At 37.9% G+C, this 22,214-nt stretch carries 21 protein-coding genes; 10 read left to right on the top strand and 11 right to left on the bottom strand.

What is annotated here, in order from left to right:
* The first annotated feature begins 75 nt into the window (after positions 1-75).
* Together AN161_RS30425 and AN161_RS01785 are read left to right on the top strand one after the other, a co-directional pair.
* Positions 76-282, top strand: a complete 207-nt coding sequence (locus tag AN161_RS30425; protein ID WP_241774469.1) for a MerR family DNA-binding protein — start codon at positions 76-78, stop codon at positions 280-282.
* Positions 283-338: 56 nt separating this feature from the next.
* Positions 339-746 carry a GAP family protein gene (locus AN161_RS01785; RefSeq protein WP_082339582.1) on the top strand — a complete coding sequence of 136 codons (408 nt, stop codon included), beginning with the start codon at positions 339-341 and terminating at the stop codon, positions 744-746.
* A gap of 120 nt (positions 747-866) precedes the next feature.
* Here the strand turns inward: AN161_RS01785 and AN161_RS01790 are convergent, their stop codons facing one another.
* The 5 genes from AN161_RS01790 to AN161_RS01810 all read right to left on the bottom strand — a co-directional run bounded on the left by AN161_RS01790 (position 867) and on the right by AN161_RS01810 (position 4,488).
* Positions 867-1,649 carry an ABC transporter permease subunit gene (locus AN161_RS01790; RefSeq protein WP_053592666.1) on the bottom strand — a complete coding sequence of 261 codons (783 nt, stop codon included), beginning with the start codon at positions 1,647-1,649 and terminating at the stop codon, positions 867-869.
* Entirely contained in the window at positions 1,646-2,539 is an 894-nt protein-coding gene (locus AN161_RS01795; RefSeq protein WP_053592667.1) for an ABC transporter ATP-binding protein, read from the bottom strand. The genes AN161_RS01790 and AN161_RS01795 overlap by 4 nt, the downstream gene beginning before the upstream one ends.
* Entirely contained in the window at positions 2,536-2,739 is a 204-nt protein-coding gene (locus tag AN161_RS01800; protein WP_053592668.1) for a PLD nuclease N-terminal domain-containing protein, read from the bottom strand. Before AN161_RS01800 ends, AN161_RS01795 begins: the two co-directional genes overlap by 4 nt.
* 349 nt (positions 2,740-3,088) lie before the next feature.
* The gene (locus AN161_RS01805; protein WP_053592669.1) at positions 3,089-3,520 is read right to left on the bottom strand and encodes a dual specificity protein phosphatase family protein; all 432 of its coding nucleotides are present in this window, start codon (positions 3,518-3,520) and stop codon (positions 3,089-3,091) included.
* A 20-nt stretch (positions 3,521-3,540) separates the two neighbouring features.
* On the bottom strand, positions 3,541-4,488 hold the full coding sequence (locus AN161_RS01810) for a carbohydrate kinase (RefSeq protein WP_053592670.1): 948 nt from the start codon (positions 4,486-4,488) through the stop codon (positions 3,541-3,543).
* A gap of 177 nt (positions 4,489-4,665) precedes the next feature.
* Here AN161_RS01810 and AN161_RS01815 point away from each other — a divergent pair, with 177 nt between their 5' ends.
* Complete coding sequence (locus AN161_RS01815; protein ID WP_053592671.1) at positions 4,666-5,229, top strand: GNAT family N-acetyltransferase; 564 nt, start codon at positions 4,666-4,668, stop codon at positions 5,227-5,229.
* Between the two features lie 17 nt (positions 5,230-5,246).
* Positions 5,247-6,164, top strand: a complete 918-nt coding sequence (locus AN161_RS01820; protein ID WP_053592672.1) for a DMT family transporter — start codon at positions 5,247-5,249, stop codon at positions 6,162-6,164.
* Positions 6,165-6,343: 179 nt separating this feature from the next.
* Here the strand turns inward: AN161_RS01820 and AN161_RS01825 are convergent, their stop codons facing one another.
* Positions 6,344-7,507, bottom strand: a complete 1,164-nt coding sequence (locus tag AN161_RS01825) for a transglutaminase-like domain-containing protein (RefSeq protein ID WP_053592673.1) — start codon at positions 7,505-7,507, stop codon at positions 6,344-6,346.
* Positions 7,508-8,004: 497 nt separating this feature from the next.
* Between AN161_RS01825 and AN161_RS01830 the strand changes: the two genes are divergently transcribed.
* From AN161_RS01830 to AN161_RS01850, 5 genes are all read left to right on the top strand, one after another.
* Positions 8,005-9,105: an extracellular solute-binding protein gene (locus AN161_RS01830; RefSeq protein ID WP_053592674.1), complete on the top strand. Its 1,101-nt coding sequence runs from the start codon at positions 8,005-8,007 to the stop codon at positions 9,103-9,105.
* 449 nt (positions 9,106-9,554) lie between these two features.
* Complete coding sequence (locus AN161_RS01835) at positions 9,555-10,625, top strand: ABC transporter ATP-binding protein (RefSeq protein ID WP_053592675.1); 1,071 nt, start codon at positions 9,555-9,557, stop codon at positions 10,623-10,625.
* Between the two features lie 12 nt (positions 10,626-10,637).
* The gene (locus tag AN161_RS01840; protein ID WP_053592676.1) at positions 10,638-12,359 is read left to right on the top strand and encodes an iron ABC transporter permease; all 1,722 of its coding nucleotides are present in this window, start codon (positions 10,638-10,640) and stop codon (positions 12,357-12,359) included.
* A gap of 27 nt (positions 12,360-12,386) precedes the next feature.
* Positions 12,387-13,901, top strand: a complete 1,515-nt coding sequence (gene argH / locus AN161_RS01845; RefSeq protein WP_053592677.1) for an argininosuccinate lyase — start codon at positions 12,387-12,389, stop codon at positions 13,899-13,901.
* Entirely contained in the window at positions 13,898-14,845 is a 948-nt protein-coding gene (locus AN161_RS01850) for a BadF/BadG/BcrA/BcrD ATPase family protein (protein WP_053592678.1), read from the top strand. The genes argH and AN161_RS01850 overlap by 4 nt, the downstream gene beginning before the upstream one ends.
* Positions 14,846-15,204: 359 nt before the next feature.
* Here AN161_RS01850 and AN161_RS01855 read toward each other — a convergent pair whose 3' ends face one another.
* The 4 genes from AN161_RS01855 to AN161_RS01870 form a co-directional block, all read right to left on the bottom strand.
* A complete protein-coding gene (locus tag AN161_RS01855; RefSeq protein ID WP_053592679.1) occupies positions 15,205-16,500 on the bottom strand; it encodes a transglutaminase domain-containing protein in 1,296 nt (431 codons plus the stop codon).
* A 204-nt stretch (positions 16,501-16,704) separates the two neighbouring features.
* Entirely contained in the window at positions 16,705-17,859 is a 1,155-nt protein-coding gene (locus tag AN161_RS01860) for a transglutaminase domain-containing protein (RefSeq protein ID WP_053592680.1), read from the bottom strand.
* Between the two features lie 256 nt (positions 17,860-18,115).
* On the bottom strand, positions 18,116-18,376 hold the full coding sequence (locus AN161_RS01865; protein WP_010857552.1) for a metal-sensitive transcriptional regulator: 261 nt from the start codon (positions 18,374-18,376) through the stop codon (positions 18,116-18,118).
* 60 nt (positions 18,377-18,436) lie between these two features.
* Positions 18,437-19,147: a glycosyltransferase family 2 protein gene (locus tag AN161_RS01870; protein ID WP_241774470.1), complete on the bottom strand. Its 711-nt coding sequence runs from the start codon at positions 19,145-19,147 to the stop codon at positions 18,437-18,439.
* Positions 19,148-19,596: 449 nt separating this feature from the next.
* Between AN161_RS01870 and AN161_RS01875 the strand changes: the two genes are divergently transcribed.
* Complete coding sequence (locus AN161_RS01875; RefSeq protein ID WP_241774471.1) at positions 19,597-21,546, top strand: SEL1-like repeat protein; 1,950 nt, start codon at positions 19,597-19,599, stop codon at positions 21,544-21,546.
* Positions 21,547-21,788: 242 nt separating this feature from the next.
* On the opposite strand, the gene AN161_RS01880 is transcribed toward AN161_RS01875, so the two are convergent.
* Positions 21,789-22,193 (bottom strand): hypothetical protein, encoded by a 405-nt coding sequence (locus AN161_RS01880; protein ID WP_053592681.1) that lies wholly within the window; start codon positions 22,191-22,193, stop codon positions 21,789-21,791.
* Between the last annotated feature and the right edge of the window lie 21 nt (positions 22,194-22,214).

Genomic DNA, 22,214 nt, shown 5'->3' on the forward strand with positions numbered 1-22,214 from the left:
TTCAGTTCGGACACTTCGTATTATGAAGAAATTGGTTTATTATTTCCGACAGCCAAAACAGAAGGTGGACACAGGTTGTATGGTGAGGAAGAGCTTAAAACACTACAACAAATCGTGTTTTTAAAAACATTAGGTTTCCGATTAAAAGACATTCAAACATTGCTAAATGACTCTTGGGATTGGGCGGCAAGTTTAGATCATCAGCTTGCTTTTGTTCAAGCGGAGCAAAACAAATTAAAACAGATGGAAAGCGCAATACTTGGATTACAAAATGCGGCTTAGATGTTGTTTTTGATCCAATTGCAACTGCATTAAATAGCCACTCTGCTAGATTAGTAATGACAATTGTGGGTGCGATATTATTTGTCGGGAGTTGGTTAGTACCAAAGAAAAAAATTTCGGGATCTCCTAAGCCGAAATCGTTTAGCATAGGCGCAATGATTGCTTTAGGGTTTACGACTTCTCTTTTAGAAGTGGCAACAGCTTTACCCTATTTCGCCGCAATAGGCATTTTAACGAGCAATCATTTAGCCTATTATGAATGGTTGCCCATCATAGCCGGATATAATCTAATAATGATTACGCCCGCAATCCTATTACTCGGTTTACACATACTGTTCAAAAGCTTTATGAATAAGCCGTTAAGAAAAATACAAGCGCTTTATGATAAAAGCACCAGTTCAGCTCTTTCATGGGTAATGTTTTTCGTCGGTCTTATTTTGCTGATGAATGGTGGTATGATTTAAGCAATAATATGTAAAAATCTGCTATAGTTTCTATTGGCAGGGCACACTAGCTTTTAGTTCATATGCTCTTACCCTACCATAAGAATTCACGCAGATTTTCACCTTATATTTCCTTTTCCTTTAAATTTTCGTCATTGGTGCATTTTTCTTCATAGTAAAAGCTCCAATACCAATACAAATAACTGTAAGTAATAGTGTTAGCATAAGACTCCACCAATAATCAGACATCTCCATCGTACCCCTAATTAATTGAACGCCATATACCGGTAATTTCCACGGTGATATTGTCCAAAATGCCCCAACTAAAGAATCCAATATTAGCCCAATAAATATGACAGCGAATGCACATGTAGTTGCTACCACTGTTTTAAAAGTCGCGCTCATCATCAATGTCACTGCTATCACAAAGAGCAACCAAGAAATATACGTGAAAAAACTTGCCACTAGTGGTCCTATCTCAAATGTCCCATAAAGCACGACCGTATAGTATACACTCGCAGCAAAACCAGCTAAAATACTAACAAAGCCAACAGTACTCATGACGATAAACTTACTCATAAAATAAGCGCCAAACGATATAGGACGTACATACAATAAAGTAGCCATCCCATTTGCTCTTTCTTTACTAATGGCCCCTACAAAACTAGCCATTAATACGAGTAATCCTATCGTCTGAAATTGCCCAATGGAAGCTTGTAATACGTCAACTGGCATTAATTCTGGCATCAACATTTCAAAGCCTTCTGGTACGTTACCAACCGCATTTAAAATATCCATCATATAATAGTTTGTCAGTGGATCACTCATACCGAGCAATGCAAATACAAGAGGTATCCATAAAAACTTCCAGCTTCGCCAAGCTTCTCTGAATTCCTTTTGCAGAAGTACATTAAGTCCTCTCATATTTTTCTCGCCACCTTCATGAAAATCTCTTCAAGTGATGCTGTTTGTCGCTCCACTTTTCGTATTTTGTAAGTATACCTACTAAGATGTTGAAGTAGCTCCTGCATACTCGGCTTTTCATCAATAATTTCTATATATACATAGCTACCCTTTGCTTCTCCTATTAGTTCAGATTGATTGGCAAAAAGTTTTGCCTCTTTTTCAGAGCTAAATTCTACAACATAATTTTGTTCATCGAAACGTTGACGTACCTCACGCAATGTCCCTTGCTCTACTAGCTTTCCATCACGTAAAAACAATAATTGATCTGTCATTTCTTCTGCATCATTTAAAATATGTGTTGAATATAAAATCGTTGTTTCTTGTTGTAAGCCCTTCAATAAATCAAGAACTTCCCTACGGCCAACCGGATCCAAAGCAGACACAGGCTCATCTAATAACAGTAATTTAGGCTTATGCACAATTGCCTGAGAAATTCCTAACCGTTGCTTCATACCCCCTGAAAATGTAGCAATTTTCTTATTTAAATCATTGCCTAGTCCTACAAATTCAAGTGTTTTTTGTGCTTCTAATTTTGCTTCTTTTGCGGGCACACCATTTAATTTTGCTGCCATTTCAGTAAACTCTAGCGCACTTAACCAAGGATGAAATTGCGGATATTGTGGTAAAAAGCCAATATTTGCTCTTAAATCACCATCCAACATTTTCACACTTCCAGAGGTTGGTTTTAATAAACCTGTTAGCATCGATAATGTCGTTGTTTTACCAGCGCCATTAGGTCCAATTAATGCTGTCGATGTATTTTTTTCTAGCGTGAACTCGATTTCATCCACAACTACTTTCTCTGCATATTGCTTTGTAAGTCCCGTTACCTGAAGTAATATCGTCATGATTGTTTTCTCCCAACTATAAAGTACGCAATCGATCCAAGATAACTAGTAAAAATAATAAGAAGCACCCATAAAATTTTAGGCCCATTTGTTGCATGGATTTTACGTAAGTCGACCAGAGCAACAATCATTAAAATAAATTGAACCACAATTAGTGGTGCTATGACTGCCCATGGAACTTTTGCTAAGTCCTCCATCATACAGATCACCTCATTTTTGTTATATTATCACTATAACAAAAACTGTTCTAATATGTATAGCACAATTTTATATGTGAATTGTTTACTTTTTTGATAACGGTTATGAGGACTATTTAAAATAACGTTGTATTATTCAAAGTTAAACATGAGCCGCTTCGCTCGTGTTGCTCGCTCCAATGAACCTATGCACATGACATACGTTTTAACAAAATGTCATCCAACTTTTTAATTTTATCGGAATACTTTCAGGTCGATCAACTTTCACGTTTTATCACCCAACTTTTAATGTTTACTAACTAAAAAAGAAGATGTACCAAAGTTGAAAAAAACTTTTGGTACATCTTCTCATCTATTTATATAACTTCTGCAAAGCATCTGCCATTTTTGGACGAATTGTTACTTGTGGACGCGCGTTCTTTACAGCCGCTTCCGCTTCATTTAGAGAATCGGTCATGCCAAGCTCCATTAATACTGCAGTGGCAGCCACTCCTGCGCGACCTCCCCCGCTTCCACAATGGAAGTACACGTTCTGCCCATTCTCATAGGCTGAAACAATTTCTTTCGCAACTTTTTGAATAGATGGTGCTACTTCTATGTCTTCATCAGCAATCGGCATATGCTTGTACACATATGAAGCCGTTTCCTGCTCCTCATTAGATAAACCGTTTACGCGAACATCAATTACGATATCCACTGTTTCTTGTTCAAAAGCTATATCCGCATCTTTCGCACCGCCAAAAAATAATCGATCCTTCACTAATACATCGTAATTTTTCTCCATTGTATGCACGCTCCAAACGACTATTTAAGTAAATGCTTAATATCATCATAAAATGGAAGGGCTGTTAATGCTCCTGCTTTAGTAGCTGCCATAGCACCTAGCTTATTGCCAAAGCTTACACAACGAATAAGCTCCTCCTCCGTTGTAGGTAAGCCATTGTAATGAACATCGCGTAATACACCAGCCATAAATGCATCTCCAGCACCTGTAGTGTCTACTGGCACAACCTTTTCTGTCGGCACATGAATAACCTCACCATTTAATACCGCATATGTGCCATTTTCGCCCACTGTTACTAAAATAATAGGCACTAAATAACTGTTTAATTGCTCAATGCCCTCTTCCAAACTAGTTGTTTCTGTTAGGAAAAATAATTCTTCATCAGTAACCTTTAAAATATCTACGTGCTCAAAAAATGACGTGATGGTTTCACGGCAAACCAGCTCACTGCTCCAGCGTAGAGGACGAATATTCGCATCCATTGCGATAATCGCACCTTTTTCCTTTGCCATCTCTACAGTAGCACGTGTTGTTTCAAGGGCTGTAGGATGGAACATTGTACCCGAGCACACTGTTAAAGCAGATGCATATTTAAAAGCTGCTTCATTTAATTGTGTTGCTTCTACTTGTAAATCTGGCGTCTCATCGACATAATCTTTAAAAATTCGCTCACATGCTTCTGTTAAATGTACATAGACACCGCTAACACGCTTCGCAGGGTTAAATACTGCATAATCCAGGCTTACCCCTTCTTGTGCAAGGCCATCTCGAACAAACTGAGAGCCTTCGTCGTCTCCTGTGATCGTAATTAATGCAGATGGAGCACCGATACGGCTAATTCCCGCAGCAACATTTACCGTCGCACCACCCATATATTTAGTAAAAGATGTATTTGTTACATCATCAGCGATATAGTCAATAAAAGCATCTCCATAAACTAAAATATAATCTTTATCTTCCTTTGTCATTGTTGTCCTCCCGAAACTCTAGTCATTATAGATTAACACGAAATCAGATATCGTATAAAGTTTTAAACTTTCGGAAAAATAATCAATGATGCCGTCAGAATATCATCATTTATTCAAAAACTTGAGTCATCCTCTATCTTTGTTATACTTGCCTATAGAAAGGTAGGGATTTTGACAATGAGTATTACAATTCGACAAGCGCAACCACAGGATGCCCATGCCGCTGTACCATTAATTATTGATGCGATTGGTGATATTGCCAACCGTATAACAGGAGAACAGACAGCTAAAGCAGTGGAACAAGAGCTTACTGTACTATTCAAGCGTGAGGATAATCGACATTCCTATTTAAATACTTTTGTTGCCGTTGAGAATGAGCATGTATTAGGAATTCTTGTTTACTATAATGGTGTCGAAGCCATTCACATGGATGAAAATCTCGTAAAATGGCTTGAAGAAAAAAATGCGCCATCCGTAATCATCGATAAAGAAGCTCATGAAGATGAATATTATATTGATACTATTTGTGTAGCACCTGAAGCTCGTGGTAAAGGAATAGGAACATTATTACTGCAATTTGCCATAGAGGAAACACAAAAACGAGGCTATACAAAATTATCATTAAACGTTGAAACACAAAAAGAGGGCGCTCGTCGTCTTTATGAACGTATGGGCTTTGTCATTACAGAGCCATGGTCCATAATCGATGAACCATTTCATCATATGGTGAAGCAATTTTAGGAAGTGAAATAAAAAACATGAAAAAGAATTTAATTTATCCTCTTTTAATCGTCATTGCTTCTAGTAGCTACGGTGTACTATCGACAATTGTCAAAGTAGCTATGCAGCATGGATTTACAACAGGAGAGGCAGTATCGAGTCAATATATTATTGGCTTTATGCTTGTTGCAACTATTTTTATAGTGACACAAAGACAATTACCGAAGCTTTCTAAAAAGGGACTGCTTATTTTGGTGTGCGCCGGGATATTTACCGGGACTACAGGAATTATATACGGCGAATCATTAAAGTATCTACCAGCCTCTCTTGCAGTAGTAATGCTCTTCCAATTCACGTGGATAGGCTTATTAATAGATTGCGCACTTCATAAACGCCTACCAAGCCGAACTGAAGTGATTTCAATTATTGTATTATTCGCTGGAACGATTTTAGCTGCTGGTGTACTAAATGTAGATTTAAGCGGTATTGCTATTCAAGGATGGCTGTTTGGTTTTGCTGCTGCCTTTACCTTTGCTTGCTTTATTCAATTTAACTCTCGTCACGTGGAAGGTATTACAACTACATCACGCGTGTTGATTGTTTCCTTTGTCGCCCTTATCATAATTAGTATTTTCTTAAATCCTGAAGTTCTTTGGAACGGCAAATTATTTGCCGGTGGTTTATGGAAATTTGGACTAGCATTAGGACTCTTCGGTATTATTTTGCCAATTTACTTATTCTCTATAGCTGTTCCGAAAGTAGGAGGAGCTCTTGCCTCTATTTTAAGTGCTATGGAGTTACCCGTTGCCGTAACTGTTTCAGTTATTGTTCTACATGAACCATTAACTTCTTTACAAATAGCGGGTATTATTTTGGTTATTTTAGGTATGATGCTACCGACAATACTTTCGCAGCGACGACAAAAGGAAAAATCTTTAGAGCCTATCAGTAAGTAAATACTTTAATCTAAATTTAAAAGGGAGATGTATCATTTTTTTGATACATCTCCCTTATTTCTTTATTAACTTTTATAAACCAATCGCTCGATACATAATGCCGTAAATTGAGCGCGTGTTAAGTTTTCATTCAGTCTAAAATTACCGTTTTCATCGCCTAGTATAATATTATGTACACCTTAATTTAAAGTTGATAACAGAGATAAAATCATAAACGATAAAAAAACGCTAAAAATAATAATACGCTCTCTTCTTAATATGAAACATAAAAAGAATAGAATAAACGTCATTTTATAAGTTACCTCTAAATAGAAGTTTTGAAAGATAAAATTTAATACCATAATCAGTATACCGATAAACAGTAAATATACTTTAGGGCGCTCTAAAAAATGCTTTATTCCATGTTCTCGTATTTTCCAAGTTCCAAATAAATGTGATGTATCTATCAATGGAAATAAATCATCATTTTGTTCATATTTCACATATATAGGTTGTAAGTAAGGAGCACTTCCGTTAAGGGATTGCTGTCCCCAACAAAAAGGCTCTCCATTAATGAGAATGGGATTTAAAGTAAAGGCTTCTTCATTATTCTTATATTCTGGTAGTAACTCTATTTCTGTATCTTTAGAAAAAACAACTCGTTGTCCTTCGGTTTTACCAAAATATTTTTTCCAATATAACGTCTTTAAAGAGCTATCAAAAAACCTAAATGGTTGTTTCTTTTGAATGTAGGCCATACTTGTATCAACTGAAATCCAACCTTCATCTTCTATAAAAAACTCGTTCCAAACATGGGCATTCATTTCCCCATATGCCCAGCTTCCAACTACTGTCCTTGCTGGTATTTTTAATACTCTACATAATGCAGTAAAGAGAAATGAAAATTCCCCACAATCGCCTTCTTTGATTTCGAGAAATGAGTTAACACCCCTACTACTTGGGGGATAAATATAGCGATAATTATCTACAATATAATGAAAAATAGCACGTGCTTTTTCACAATTACTTTCCTGTTGACTGGTAATTTCTTTTGCTAACCTTGTAGTTTCTGCATTTATTGGTGAAAGAATAGTATTTCTCAAATAAAAATTTCTTTCTGCATCCGTCAATGTCTTCTTTTCATTTTTTGTACTATATAATTCTACTTCATAATTAAGATGAAAACTCTGATCTTCGTTTAAAATGTAGTACGCTAGTTTCTCTCCTGTTGGAATCTTTGTAACTTGATCGGGTTTTACATTATTCTCGTTTAGTTGAATAGCAGGAGGCATAATCATCCAAAGTTCTAGCTTTTCACACAGTTCATTTCTATAAAAAAAATCAACTGTCACAGTGTTACTCATAATTTTTATCCTCTTTCATCCGTATATTAAAGTTAGTGAACTTAGTCAAATATTGTTATTGTTTAAATAAAATAACAACATTTACCTTAACCTTATATAAAGCAGAAATCAAATGTAGAATACCTAATTAGGAAATAATATAGGTATCTAAAAGTTTTTGTATAGGATACCTCTAGCAGTTTTCCTGCAAGACCTCTCCCAGCACGCACATAAACAATTCGAACTTTTTTTAGATCGTGGCCAACATTTCAAAATCACAAAATAAATATTTGTTCACTTTTGAACATATTTTAATAATCTATTCTTAAAAACTCCTAAAATTGCAGCTCTCGGTTACTTTAAAGAGTTTTCGACATTAGTTACATACCATTGCTATCTAGTATTTATTTAGCTATGATGAATCCAATTGTAATTTTTTAATTATTCTAACATTAATGCAAGGTCTCCGGATTATACTGCTATATGTAAGTTTTTCACTATTAGAGAGGGGGAAGATTATGCAGAAAACACGTATCCTCGGTTTTTTACTTGTGCTGATGGTTGTTGTATTAGCTGCTTGTAGTAGTGATAATAAGACTTCTACAAAAGATGCAACAACTAGCAAAACGTCCGATTCTGAAAAGACCGATGTGGCGGCTACACCATCTGGAAAGCTTGTGATCTATACGGGGCGCGATGAAGAAATGGTGCAAAAGGTAATCGATCAGTTTAATGAAAAGTACCCGGACATTGAAGTGGAATTTTTAACGATGGGTGCGCAGCAAATTTTAGAACGCCTACGTGGTGAAAAAGCTAATCCTCAGGCTGATTTTTGGTGGGGCGGTACGCAGTCTGCACTAACTGTCGGCGCCAATGAAGATTTACTTCAAGCTTGGAAGCCTAGCTTTAACGACTCCATTGATGCGGCTTATAAAGATGCAGATGGTCGTTGGTTTGGCGAAATGTTACTACCAGAAGTTATTATGATTAACAGTGATGTATTAAAGAAAGAAACTGGCCCACAGGATTGGGATGAGTTATTAGATCCAAAATGGAAGGATCAAATATTAATTCGTGGTGTGTTAGCATCTGGTACGATGCGTACTATTTATTCATCCATGATTGTACGTCAAGGCGCAGATTCACCTGAGAAGGGCTACGATTGGTTATTAAAATTAGATGCCAACACGAAGGAATATACACAAGATCCAAATGCACTTTATTTAAAGATGACACGACAAGAAGGCAGCGTTTCTTTATGGAATTTACAAGATATTTTATTAAAGAAATATACGACTGATTATCCGTTCGATTACATTTATCCGAAGAGTGGTGCTCCGATTTTAGTTGATGGTGTTGCTGTTGTGAACAATGCTAAAAACTTAGAAAATGCAAAGCTCTTCGTAGAGTTCTTATTTGAAAAAGGAATGGTGACTCAACTAGCAAACGATTACTATCAAATTCCTACTCGCTCAGATATCGATAAGGCGGCAATGCCTGAGTGGTATAAAGAATTAGATTTAAAAACGTTTGATATAGATTGGCAGCTCATGACTGAAAAAGAAGCTGAATGGATGGAACATTGGGATAACAATATTAAAGGCCGAGGGAAAAAGTGACCGATGACTAAAAAGTTATGAACTTGCCCTATGTTGCTGACAGGCTCTTCACAAAAATAATTAGGAATGACATTAGTGAAATTGTCTGCTTTGTAAATAAGTTGATTGGAGTGGAGACTGGGCGACTCCATGGGGATCAGCAATAGAGGAACGAAGGCTAAAACCATCACGTCCTGTGATAACGCCTTCGTGACCAACATCGTGTTGGCCCGAGACCCTGCAGCGAAGCGAAGCGGCTCATCGGACGCCCCCAGGAAGCTCTGCTCTGCGCGAAAGCGTAGCGTCAGCAACAAAGCGCCCAGTCGGAACGGAAATCAACCCCACGTTATGGTGATGAGCCTTTTTATATCATAAAACATCTATGAATATTGCTCATGTTTTTAAGCCTCGGGTAAATTTTTGCTCGAGGCTTCATGCAACTAATTTTCTGCGAGAAAGGAGCATTTCATTTGAAAAGTGTCAAAATAGAAAATGTCTCTAAGAAATTCGGTCAAATTCACGGCGTAAAAGATTTAAATCTTCATATTAAAGCTGGTGAATTTTTTACTTTTCTTGGTCCAAGTGGTTGTGGGAAAACGACAACACTACGGATGATAGCGGGCTTTTATTACCCAACGGAAGGAAAAATTCTTTTTGATGATCTAAACGTGACAAAACTTCAACCCAATAAACGGAACATTGGTATGGTGTTTCAAAATTATGCCCTCTTTCCACATATGACGGTAGACGAAAATATTGCCTTTGGCTTACAAGTACGAAAATTGCCAAAGGCGGAGATCAAACAAAAGGTTGACCGTATTAGAGGGCTTGTACATTTATCGCAATATGGTAAACGGAAAATTAATGAATTATCTGGTGGGCAGCAACAACGGGTTGCATTGGCACGAGCACTCGTGATTGAGCCTGATATTTTATTACTCGATGAACCATTATCAAATTTAGATGCTAAATTACGCGAAGAAACGCGTATTGAGATAAAACGTATTCAATCTGAGCTCGGTGTCACAACCATTTATGTTACACATGATCAAATGGAGGCTATGTCCATGTCAGATCGCATTATGGTCATGGAAAATGGGAACATTAAGCAAATCGGTACTCCGCAAGAGATTTATAATCGACCTTCAAACCGCTTCGTAGCAGATTTTATTGGGGAGACAAACCTAATTGAAGCGACAATCGATGCCGTTAATGGTGACGATATACAAGTAAAAACAGCAAATGGACTTGTTCTTACTGGGCGAAAGCAACAAAGCTCCCTCACTTTAACGCATATGATTGGAGACAAAGCGTTTATTTCTATTCGTCCTGAATCTATCAATCAAGGTACTGGTGAAAACACATTAACAGGTAAAATCACTTTTGTTGAATTTACAGGGGTTAGTGTGAACTACATTGTGGAATGTATAGATTTTTCACTAAAAGTAATGATTATTAATATGAACGGTGAGTTAAAAAAAATTGGTGAAGAAATCACCTTAAATATAGCCCAAGATTCACTGTATTTTTTAGGGGAATAGGAGGGTAACAACATGGAAAAAACACACCTCAATCCTTCTGAAGGAAATGCATGGACACGACTAACTAGCTCAAATTGGTTTGTCTATATTTTAGTTGCACCTTTATTTTTAGTGTTGTTCGCCTATGTAGTATACCCGTTCTATCAAACTTTTATAGAAAGCTTCTCTGGTGATGATGCGCTATCAACTTATAAAAAATTTTTTAATATCGCTAGCCCAGCAAATATAGAGGCATTGTGGACTAGTATATATATATCCGTTATCAGTGTTATTTGCTGTGCAATCGTTGGTGTTACCATGGCATTTCTACTGGAACGCTATGATTTCCCCGGAAGACGGATACTCTCTGTTTTAGTATTGGTACCTATGGCTCTTCCTCCATTAGTTGGTGTACTTTCCTTTTCATTTTTGTATGGAGACAGTGGTATTTTCCCACGTGCGTTTCAGCACCTATTCGGTTTAGAGCAAGTACCTTTTTCATTAAAAGGCATATGGGGGGTTATCGTAGTACATACATTCACTATGTACACTTACTTCTACTTAACCGCCTCAGCAGCTATAAAAGGTCTTGATCCAGCTTTAGAGGAAGCCGCAACTAGTTTAGGTGCCGGGCGTATTCGAGTATGGACAAAGGTTATTTTGCCCATGTTAACACCTTCGATTGTTGCCTCATCCCTACTCGTATTTATGATATCTATGGCATCCTACACTGCACCTTTAATGTTCGGTGTTGAGCGCACGATGACAATGCAAATCTATTTATCACGTACGAATGGGAATTTAGATATGGCAGCGACACAATCCATGATTCTCTCCTTTGTTTCCATTACTTTTTTAATTATTATGCGCTGGTATCAGAACCGCAGAAATTATCAAAACCTAAGCAAGGGCATCAGTGTTCATCGATCTGAAGTGTCTTCAAAACGTATGAAAATTATAGCGACTATTGCGTCTTTCATAGGCACATTAATTTTGATCTTGCCGATTTTAGTGCTTATATTAATTTCATTTTCTGTTGACGGTGCATGGAAAACACAAATTCTTCCAACCGACTATACATTGGATCATTATCAAGCACTTTTTACAGATGAACGGACATGGCGACCAATTTGGAACTCCATTCAAATGGGGATCATCGCAACATTTGGCAATATAATTTTCGGTGTTGCAGCAGCCTATGCTATGGTGCGATTAAACTTTAAAGGTAAAACATTACTCGATATTTTAATCATGGTTCCTTGGGCATTGCCGGGAACGGTTGTAGCTGTCAATTTAATCGCAGCCTTTAGTACAGAAAATATATTCGCCTTTAATCAAGTACTAATCGGAACGTTCTGGATTTTGCCGTTAGCCTATTTTATTAGACATTTACCGCTTGTTTTCCGATCTACATCGGCATCTCTTGTTCAATTAGATCAATCTATCGAAGAAGCATCACGAAGTTTAGGGGCAAATTGGTGGTATTCATTTAGACGTATTGTACTACCACTTACATTTACGGGCATTTTGGCAGGTACGTTACTAGCACTTGTTCAAAGCTTTGGTGAATTCGTAGCGTCTATTCTTATTTACAGTTCATCAACAATCCCATTATCAGTGGCGATATTCCAAAAATTGTATGCGTTTAAATTTGGAACTGCTTGTGCATATGGTGTCTTACAAATTTGTTTAATTTTAATTGTGCTTATTATTTCCGAGAAGTTATCTAAAGGCAGTGCTGGTTCAGCCATATAACTGCTAATCTACTAGGAGGCAATTAATATGTTTGAAGATTTCCGCAATAAAACACAGCAAGAAGATGGGATGAATTTCCCTTCCAATATTTATCGTAAAATTGTCTTACAGCCAGCTTATGATGAAGCCAAGAAAAACTTTTTAACAATTATTCTACAAATCAATATTGCACACTTAAAAATGTTAGAAGAACAGGGACTTGTAAAAAAAGAAGAAGCTAAAGAAATTGGTATTGCACTAAAAAAATTAGACTTGAACTATTATCGTATAGAAGATTACAGCCCGCGATATGAGGACTTATTTTTCCGCATCGAAAATAAATTAATAGAGCTTGCTGGCGATGTTGCTGGGAATCTTCACATTGGTAGAAGTCGTAATGATATGGGCATAGCCATCTATCGAATGACTTTAAGAAAAAAATTGTTATTGCTCATGCGAGAATTACTGACTTTACGGGATGATTTAATCGCAGCTGCTATGGAGCACGTTGATACGATTATGATTGGCTATACACATACGCAGCAGGCACAGCCAACAACCTTTGCTCATTATTTGAAAGCTGTTATCGATCAACTTGAACGAGATTTTGAACGTTTGCAGCATGTCTACAAAACGGTGAATCGCAGCAGTATGGGAGCAGCGGCATTAACGACAACAGGCTTCAAAATTAGTCGAGAGCGTATGCGCGAGTTATTGGCATTCGATGATATTATCGAAAATGCGTGGGATGCTGTTGCTGGTGCGGATTATATTGCAGAGGCAGCGAGTATTGTTCAGCTTGCGGCACTTAATCTTGGCCGCACATCCCAGGATTTTTTACTATGGGCTACACAGGAATTCAATGCATTTACGCTGGCAAGCCCGTACGTACAAATTAGTTCTATCATGCCACAAAAGCGCAACCCTGTTTCGATAGAGCATACACGTTCATTGCTATCAGCGGTTGTTGGTGATGCTAGTACAGTATTACAAATGGTACATAATACACCGTTTGGAGATATCGTGGACACCGAAGATGATATGCAACCATATTTATGGCGCGCGATCGACCGTTTAATAGGTATTTACAAGCTATTTGGTTCGCTTGTTGTCACGATGAATGTAAACAAGAAAAAACTAAGAAATCGAGCAGAAAATAGCTTTGCCAATGTCACAGAGCTTGCTGATACATTAGTGCGCTCTGAAGGGATTTCATTCCGCCAAGCACACAGTATTGTTAGTAAATGTATAAAGGTATTGCTCTCTCATGGTGAAGAGTCTCTAGCAAGTCTTACATGGGGTCTAGCAAATACACAATCCAAATTAATTACTGATAAACCATTAAAAATTTCTGAGGAAGATTTTTATAACGCATTAAAACCAGAGACTTTCGTTGCTGTCCGCACATTACCTGGCGGTCCAGCGCCCGTAACGATGAAAGAATCTCTTGAACGCTCCAAGGCAAATGCTCATAACCTTTATGAGTGGATTCGTTTGAAGGAGTCTATGATTGTTGATGCAGAAAAGCAATTAACAGTATTTATAGAGGAATGGAATCAATGATGGAATGGCTACTTATTATTGACGGTGGTGCTACAAAAACGGCATGTGCGGTCGTACATGCCGAGTCTGGTGAAATAAAATATACAACATCAACAAGTGGCTCGAATTATCAAGCAATCGGCGCTGAATCGGCTACAGAGATATTGCAAGCGTTATTAGCAAATGTGCAGGACTTTTTACAAAAGCAAGATTGCTCAAATATTGCAGTAGCTACCTTTGCAATGGCTGGAATTGATTCTCCCAAAGATCATGAAATCGTATCAGCAATCGTTCATAGCGCCTTATCGGCATTACAATTTAAAATTGATATGCTTATTATAGAAAATGATGCACAGGCCACTTTACTGGGTGTTACTGCCGGACAGGCAGGCGCTTTACTCATTGCTGGAACAGGAGCCATTGCGTACGCATTTGATGGTACGCAAATAGTACGTGCAGGTGGTTGGGGACATCGTGCAGGAGATGAAGGTAGTGGTTATTGGTTAGGACAAGAAGTTATACGCGCCATTTTCCGAATGGAAGACGGGCGTGGTGAGCCGACCATCTTAAAAAATGCTGTCTATGATTACTTACGGATCCGAGATGTTACAGAGCTAGCTGCATGGCTGTTCCGTCCATCTTACACGAATGCGCAGCTTGCTAAAATGGGTGCATTTTTAGCAGATGCCGTGACCAAAAAGGATTCATGTGCTCTTCAAATAGCAATGCGTGCTGCCCATGAATTAGCGCTCCTTGCATGCGCCGTGTTGAAAAAAGTCGACTATCAAGGCGAAGCATTTAGCCTTTATTGTAATGGTGGTGCCATTAAGCATAATCCTATCATTTATAAAACTTTTGCCCAGGAAATGGAATTGACGTATCCGAAAATTGAAGTTTCTCTGTGTCAGCATCAACCAATCTATTATCTTATGGAGCGAACAAAAAAGGCCTATGACAGTTTGTAATGTCATAGGCTCTTCATGTTGTTGAAAATTATTATGTTCAATGAACTCAAGGTATCCATTTCTCTTTTGCAAAACGAGGAGTTGATTTCCGTTCCGACTGAGCGCTTTCCTGGGGGCGTCCGATGAGCCGCTTCACTCGCTCTGCTCGCTCCAGGGTCTCATCTGTGACGCTGATCCCCGAGGAGTCGCTCAGTCTCCACTCCAATCAACCACTTCATAAAGCATGCATCTTCTGGCATGTTACACTAATATGTTGTGATAAAACAAAATTGAAATAACCACAGATTACAATCTCGCCATAACTCTATATAGAGCTTATGACAATCTGATCATAGGCTCTTTATTTTTGGCTGATAACGTTACAGTGCCATTTTTTTAAGCTCATTTGTCGTGAAATATAAATAGCCGTCCTTCACAAATAAATCCTTCGTATCTTCCCTATTTAATATTTGTTCTCCGCTTCCATCCGGGCGAATCTTTGTTAAATACGCTCCGTGAGAATAATTACTAAAATATAGCCAGCCATCTGCATAAACGATGTATTGTGCACGTGAATTGGAAACGCGTTTCGATTTACCTGTTTTTAAATCAAGCACGTACAATTTATTATCATCAGAAACATTGCTATAAAATATTTGCTGTCCTACCTGTGCAGAGAAATCTACATCATGAAAATAGTTATACGTTGTACTCGTTGCTTTCGGGTAGTCTTCAGCAATCCACGTATGATCTTTAGCCATCGTACGATCATCTACTAAAAAGTATTTATAGCGTACCACCCCTTTACGATTAGGTACTGGGTCATTCCATGTAGTATCAAGGTGATACCATTTGCCAGCGAGCTTTACTAAATTCCATGCATGTCCTTCTTGTCCGACATAGCCTACTATATATTTTGTTTCTATACCTAACTGTTGTAACATCGAATGAGCCAACAATGCATAGCCTTGGCAAACGCCACCATGCTCTGCAAGCACTGTATATGCGCTATGTGGACTTGAATTCGTTTGATCTGTATAGGCGGTGTTGGCAACGATATAATCATTGACAGCCCTAACCTTCTCTACATCACTTAATGAATTTTCATTGATAGAGGCTACAATCTCTTGAACATTCATTTCAACAAATGCTGCCTGCTCTGGGGTCATTAAATAACTTTGCTCCCCAAAGATTGTGGCCGTTTTTCTTCCATATTCAAATCGAATTGAATGCTTACTAATATGTCCATATACATAATCATCTCGTTTTATAGCATTTTCATAGGCTTCTTCCACTAGCTGTTCAATTCGTTGTGTATCGCCTTTATATTGAATCTCAAACGTAGGTGAAAAACTACTGTAGTACGCATACATCGCATCAGCCATTTCCTTTGCATTCGTTACAACTAACTTGGCTTCAGGCTTTTGGGCAGTAGGAGCTGTAACGGCTACCCCCTCTTCTGGTTCTTCTTCTATAGGTGTGGCCGTTTCAATGGAGGCATTCTCTGAAAGTTTAGCAGTAACATCTATGATTTTTTCCTTTGTTGAGAGAAGCATCGTTTCTATCTCATCATTATTTGTCCAAGTTATCACTTGTTGTACAACTGCTTTACCAGCTGTATAGATAGGGTCAATAAAAATAACGATAATTACGATAATGGCTAATTTTTTCCACAAAATCCTCACCTCCGAACGTTTTCCTGTTTTCATTATATACAAAAAAAGCACAAAGAACTCACTCGGAAGTCCTTTTGTGCTTTCATTTTATCAATAGATAAAGATATTTGTAATTTGAGGTGTATGGTGATTGGATCTCGCAAGCGAACGACCTTGTCACCCATTTCCCCTACTTACGCAATAAATAATAGCGTACCTTGAAGCTTATTTAATTTTAAGCGTTTGATCTTTTGCATTAACTTTATAAATTAAATAATTATCACTTATTCTTAAATCAGAAACCACTTGCTTCGCGAGCACCTCAGCTTTTAATGTTTTAAGATTTAATTTTGTTAAGTAACCACTGTTACTGTAATCACTGAAATACAAATAGTTATCCGCTCCTGTAATATACAAGGCACGTTTATCAATAACTTTAGTTTTCTTACCGCTTGCTAAATCAAGCTTATACAATTTATTGTTATCCGCAGTATTACTGAAGTATAGTGTGTTATTAACTTGATAGGCAAAGTGAACATTTTGCATATAGCTGTATGTTGTACTTGTTGCAGCAGGATAATCTGAAGCTATCCACTTATGGTCTTTCTTAAGCTGCGCATCCGTTACTAAAAAATAATCGTACGAAGAGGCGCCAATGCGATTTGGTAACGGATCATTCCATGTTGTATCTAGATGATACCATTTACCATCTACCTTCACTAAATTCCATGCATGTGCCTCGTTACCATTAACATAGCCTACAACATACTTTGTGTCGAACCCTGCTTGCTCCAACATTTTATAGGACGTTAACGCGTAGCCTTGACATACAGCTTGTCCTTCCATTAACAATGCATATGCACTATGGGGACTAGCCTTTGTTTTAGTACCATATGCAGTATTTGACACAATATAATCATTAATCGCTTTTACTTTTTCGAATTCTGTCATAGAAGGCTTAATAATCGTTTTTAATACTTGATCAACCTTTTTTTGTACGGCAGCTTCCTGTTTTTGGTTTGTAATATATTTCACTTTAAATGTCACATTGCCTGTTGAATCTGCAGAAATAGTAGTACTTTCCAAATGACCGCTCGCATAGACTGCTTGCTCCTGTGCTTTTTCAAAAGCTTCCATAATTTTTTTATTGAAATCAGTCATTGGTCCACTATATGTAATTTTAATTTCCGGTGCGAAATTATTTAATTGTTTTACGATTTCTGTTGTGAATTGATCCCAAGTTGTTACTTTGGTATTCGCTACTACATTATAAGCAATCACTGGGGAAGTGTGTACTGGACGAGCATCTGCATTTTTAGCATAAGCTGCTGTTGGACTTAACATCAGTAATGCCGCTCCGCTTATCAACCATTTTTTCATTATAAATCACCTTCCCGTTTATTATATTCTTATAATTAGAATAACAGAGAATGTAACTATAAATCTATCGTACAAGTTCACTAACCGAGACTTTTAACTATCAAATTAAATTCAATTGATAGGTATAAACTACTAAAAATAAAATATAAGTATCGAAATAAACCATTTTTTTGCAAAAAAATAAAAACTCACCTTTATTATAGTGAGTTTTCAATATATCAATTGCCTTTTTCTATTGGACAGGCTTCTCTTTATTTTAACGACTTTTTACTACTAAATTGACTGCCTCTTGAATAACTTCATTCATTTTCTCGCCGTCACCTTCAGCATTCTGTACACATTCTAAAAGATTCGTACTGACAATTACACCAACTGTACGATCTACTGCTGAACGTACTGCCGATAATTGAGTAATGACTGCCTTGCAATCCTTCTCTTCCTCCATCATTTTCAAAATTCCACGTAGCTGACCTTCCATCCGTTTTACACGATTTTTCACTTGATCTGAATATTCCATCATCATTACTCCTTCTTTCCATACTCGCTACGTTCTTGATTGAGACTCCCACGCCTGTAGCTATGTTTTCCTTGGTTTTAGATAATTCTTAAGCATTTTAGCAATAATTGACCCTGCATTTGTTATTTCATCATATTGTATCACTGTATTTTTCTTTAGTCGTAGCTGACCTATCTCTACCTCAAAAATTGGACACTTTCTTTTAAGTGCAGCAACTAACATATTTGTGTCGTAGTCATATCGTTCGCCTTTTACTTTTATTAGCCATGGCAGCTCATTTATAGAAATAAACCGTAAACCTGTTTGTGTATCCATTAGTCTTCTATGATAAAGGGCCTCAAAAAACAAACTTGTAGCACGATTACCCCAATATGATAAAAACGTGCTGTCCGAAGAATGGAAGTTACGCACTCCTAACACAATTCCTTCAGAAAATACCTTTGTCATCGTTAAAACTAGCTTTACATCTTGTAAAGTATGCTGGTTATGAGCACCTACTGTAATAACACCTTGAAACATGCCCCTTTGCGCTCTTACATAGGCAAAGGCTGTTTTGAGTGCGCCTCCCTTACCAATATTGTGGTCATGCTCTAGCACTCGACAGCAGTCAATCTTTTTCAACTCCTCAAAAACACCTGCATATTTTTGATCGCTGCCATCATTGACAATAATAACTTGGCTAATGGTGATGGCTAATAATTGATGGACATAGGTTATAAGTGAATGTTGTGGATTATAGGCTGGTATAATTGCTGCAATATTTTTCATCATTTCTATCCCCCGGATAACTATCAAATGAAACTTTGGCAGATGTACTTGACATCCGCCGTAGGCTTTAACTTCTTTCAGCAGGTGTTTGGACACCTGCTGAAAGAAGTTAAAGTAGCTACTTCGAATCTCAACGATTCTCCTTATAACAAATAGTATCATGTATCGAGGACAATTCAACAATATCGATATTTTCCCGATATATGAAAAAAGAGGGTTTTTATGACTCATCACCAAAAGTTAGGAATGGTATTGGTCAAGACGTATACCATGTAAATAAGTTGATTTTCGTTCCGACTGGGCGACTCCTTGGGGGATTAGCGTCACAGATGAGACCCTGGAGCGAAACGTCAGCGGCAATGTTTTATCTGTGCGAAAGCGAAGCGACAGCAACAACAAAGCGCTCAGCCGGAACGGAAATCAACCCCACGTTATGGTGATGAGCCATTTTTATGAAAGAGGTGAGTGCTATCGTCATACAATATGAAATTCTCCAAGATCAATGTAAGAAATTAAAAGCTTTATCCTTCATTAAATTGGCTAAAAATTTACACGATGCTAGCACGCTCGCCATTGCAAAGCCTGCTATATCTCTACAAAAATCCCTCCTTGTACTGGAGGAAATTTTATATGAGCTTTATAAGCTGGAAATGCATACTGAACCGAAACTAAAAAATAAGCTAACGTTACTCAAGAATCGTAGCTTTGTTGCAAAAATTCATCCACGTCGCATTTATTTATTAATGAATCTTGTAAGCAAAATGACTTCTATTAATAGTAGTGAAGTCGCGGAGGCAAAGGCGGCAAAAATTGTTCTTGATTATATAAGTGATATTGTAGAATGGTTTATCGAACGCTATGACCGTAGCTTGAAGGCAAAATTGATTCGCATAGGCTCCAACTTTGAAGATATAACTTCAGCTTTTGATTTAAATACGCTACTTCAAGATGACCAATCAACCGAGGCCTATAAAAGTGCTGCAAACTGGTTTGAGCTTGCCGCAAAACAAGGGAATGCAAGTGCTCAATATAATTTAGGTGCTCTTTATAATCAAGGCCGTGGTGTCAAGAAAGATTATGCACTTGCAAAAATGTGGTATGAACGCGCCGCTGCGCAAAATGATGCAAACGCACTTTATAGCTTAGGCGTACTCTATCATTTGGGTCATGGTGTTGTACAAAATTATGAAGAGGCCGCTCAATATTATAAAGCTGCTGCAGATTTAGAGAACGCAGATGCTCAGTACAACCTGGGTGTTTTATACAATCAAGGACTTGGTATGCCACTAAACTTTGCCGAGGCAGCAAAATGGTACATGTTAGCGGCCAATCAGGGGAATACAAGTGCCCAAAATAACCTTGGCTTCCTTTATCACAATGGGACTGGTGTTGAGCAAAGCTATGAGGAGGCTATAGCTTATTTTGAAATGGCAGCATTAGCTGGTGATGCAAGTGCTCAGTATAATCTTGGCTATATGTATCTTAAAGGCCGTGGTATCTCGCAAAATTTTGAAGAAGCTGCGAAATGGCTTCACTTAGCTGCACTTCAAGACCATACAAATGCTGAATTTCAATTGGCGATGCTATATAACACTGGTCAAGGTATACCTCAGGATCGCATAGAGGCTATAAAATGGTTTAAGCTCGCTGCACATAAAGGACACTTAAATGCTCAATACTGTCTCGGTGTGCTCTACGTCAAAGAAAATGATATAGCTCTAGCTGAAAAATGGTTACAGCTTGCCGCTAACACTGGACATATAAGTGCAGGCTTTGAGCTTGGACGTCTTTATGTATATCAGCTTCAGCAACCAGAGAAAGCTTTCCCATACTTCAAAGCTGCTGCTGAAAAGGGCTATGCTGATGCTCAGTACGAGATCGGATTATTATATGCAGCTGGAAGTGGGGTCACGTTAAATTATGTTGAAGCAGCAAAATGGTGGAGAGCCGCAACTGATCAGTCCCATATTCAGGCTGAGTATCAATTAGGATTATTATATGAGCAAGGATTGGGGTTCGAGCAGGACTTAGAAGAAGCACGACGCTGCTATCGACTAGCAGCCATCCAAGGACATTCAGGCGCTCAATATCAGCTTGGTAATTTATTTGATAAGGGAAAAGGTGTCAAACAGGATTATACAGAAGCCGCAAAATGGATTGAGCAGGCTGCCGCTAAGGGCCATGCCAAAGCACAATACCAATTAGCTCAAATGCACAGTCACGGACAAGGGGTACCAAAGGACTTTGTGAAAGCTGCCCAACTGTATCGACTGGCCGCCAATCAAGGGCATCAAAAAGCACAATTCCAGCTTGGTATGCTCTACAAAAAAGGACAAGGCGTTGCACAGGATTATAATGAGGCAACAAAATGGCTTAAGAAGTCACTTGAAAATATAAAATAAAGGACTCATCCCCATAGCGTGAGGTTGATTTCTTCTAGGCTACTCACTTCCTGTGGGTGAGCGTCGAGCGAAGCGGATGTTTTCTGTGCGAAAGCGTAGCGACAGCAACAAAGTGCTCAGTCACAACGGAAGTCACCCCCTCGTTTTGCCAAGCCATACTTTATTTAATAGGACATTTTAGTTTTTCAGTAACATGAAATACCGTGCCACCTCTTATTAAAGACAGTGACACGGTATTTTTTCTAGTTTTTCATTTCTTCTTTTTGATTTACCATAAATGTTACAACGATGAATAAAGCAAAGCTAATTAATAGTGTTGTTCCACCTACGATAAAAAAGACCATTGTAAATGTTCTGCCAAAATTAAATGGATTTAAATTGTAGAACCACATGCCTATTGTTAAGCCAAAAACACCGAGAATAGCTGTCCAACCATGTGCTGTCACCAATTTTTGTGATTTCACTTTGAAGGCACGATAGAAGATACCCCATGCAAACATACTTAACCAGCCCACTAATAAAACATGTGCATGTATCGGTCTATATTCATAACTACCTGAACCAGACATATGTGAACCTAGATACGTACCAAATAAAGCAAAAATCGCAGCAAGACGAATAAGGCGTAAACTCCATTTTTGTTCCATACGATTACTCCTCCTAAGCTT

The sequence above is a fragment of the Lysinibacillus sp. FJAT-14222 genome (assembly GCF_001278875.1).
GTDB classification, from domain to species: domain Bacteria; phylum Bacillota; class Bacilli; order Bacillales_A; family Planococcaceae; genus Lysinibacillus; species Lysinibacillus agricola.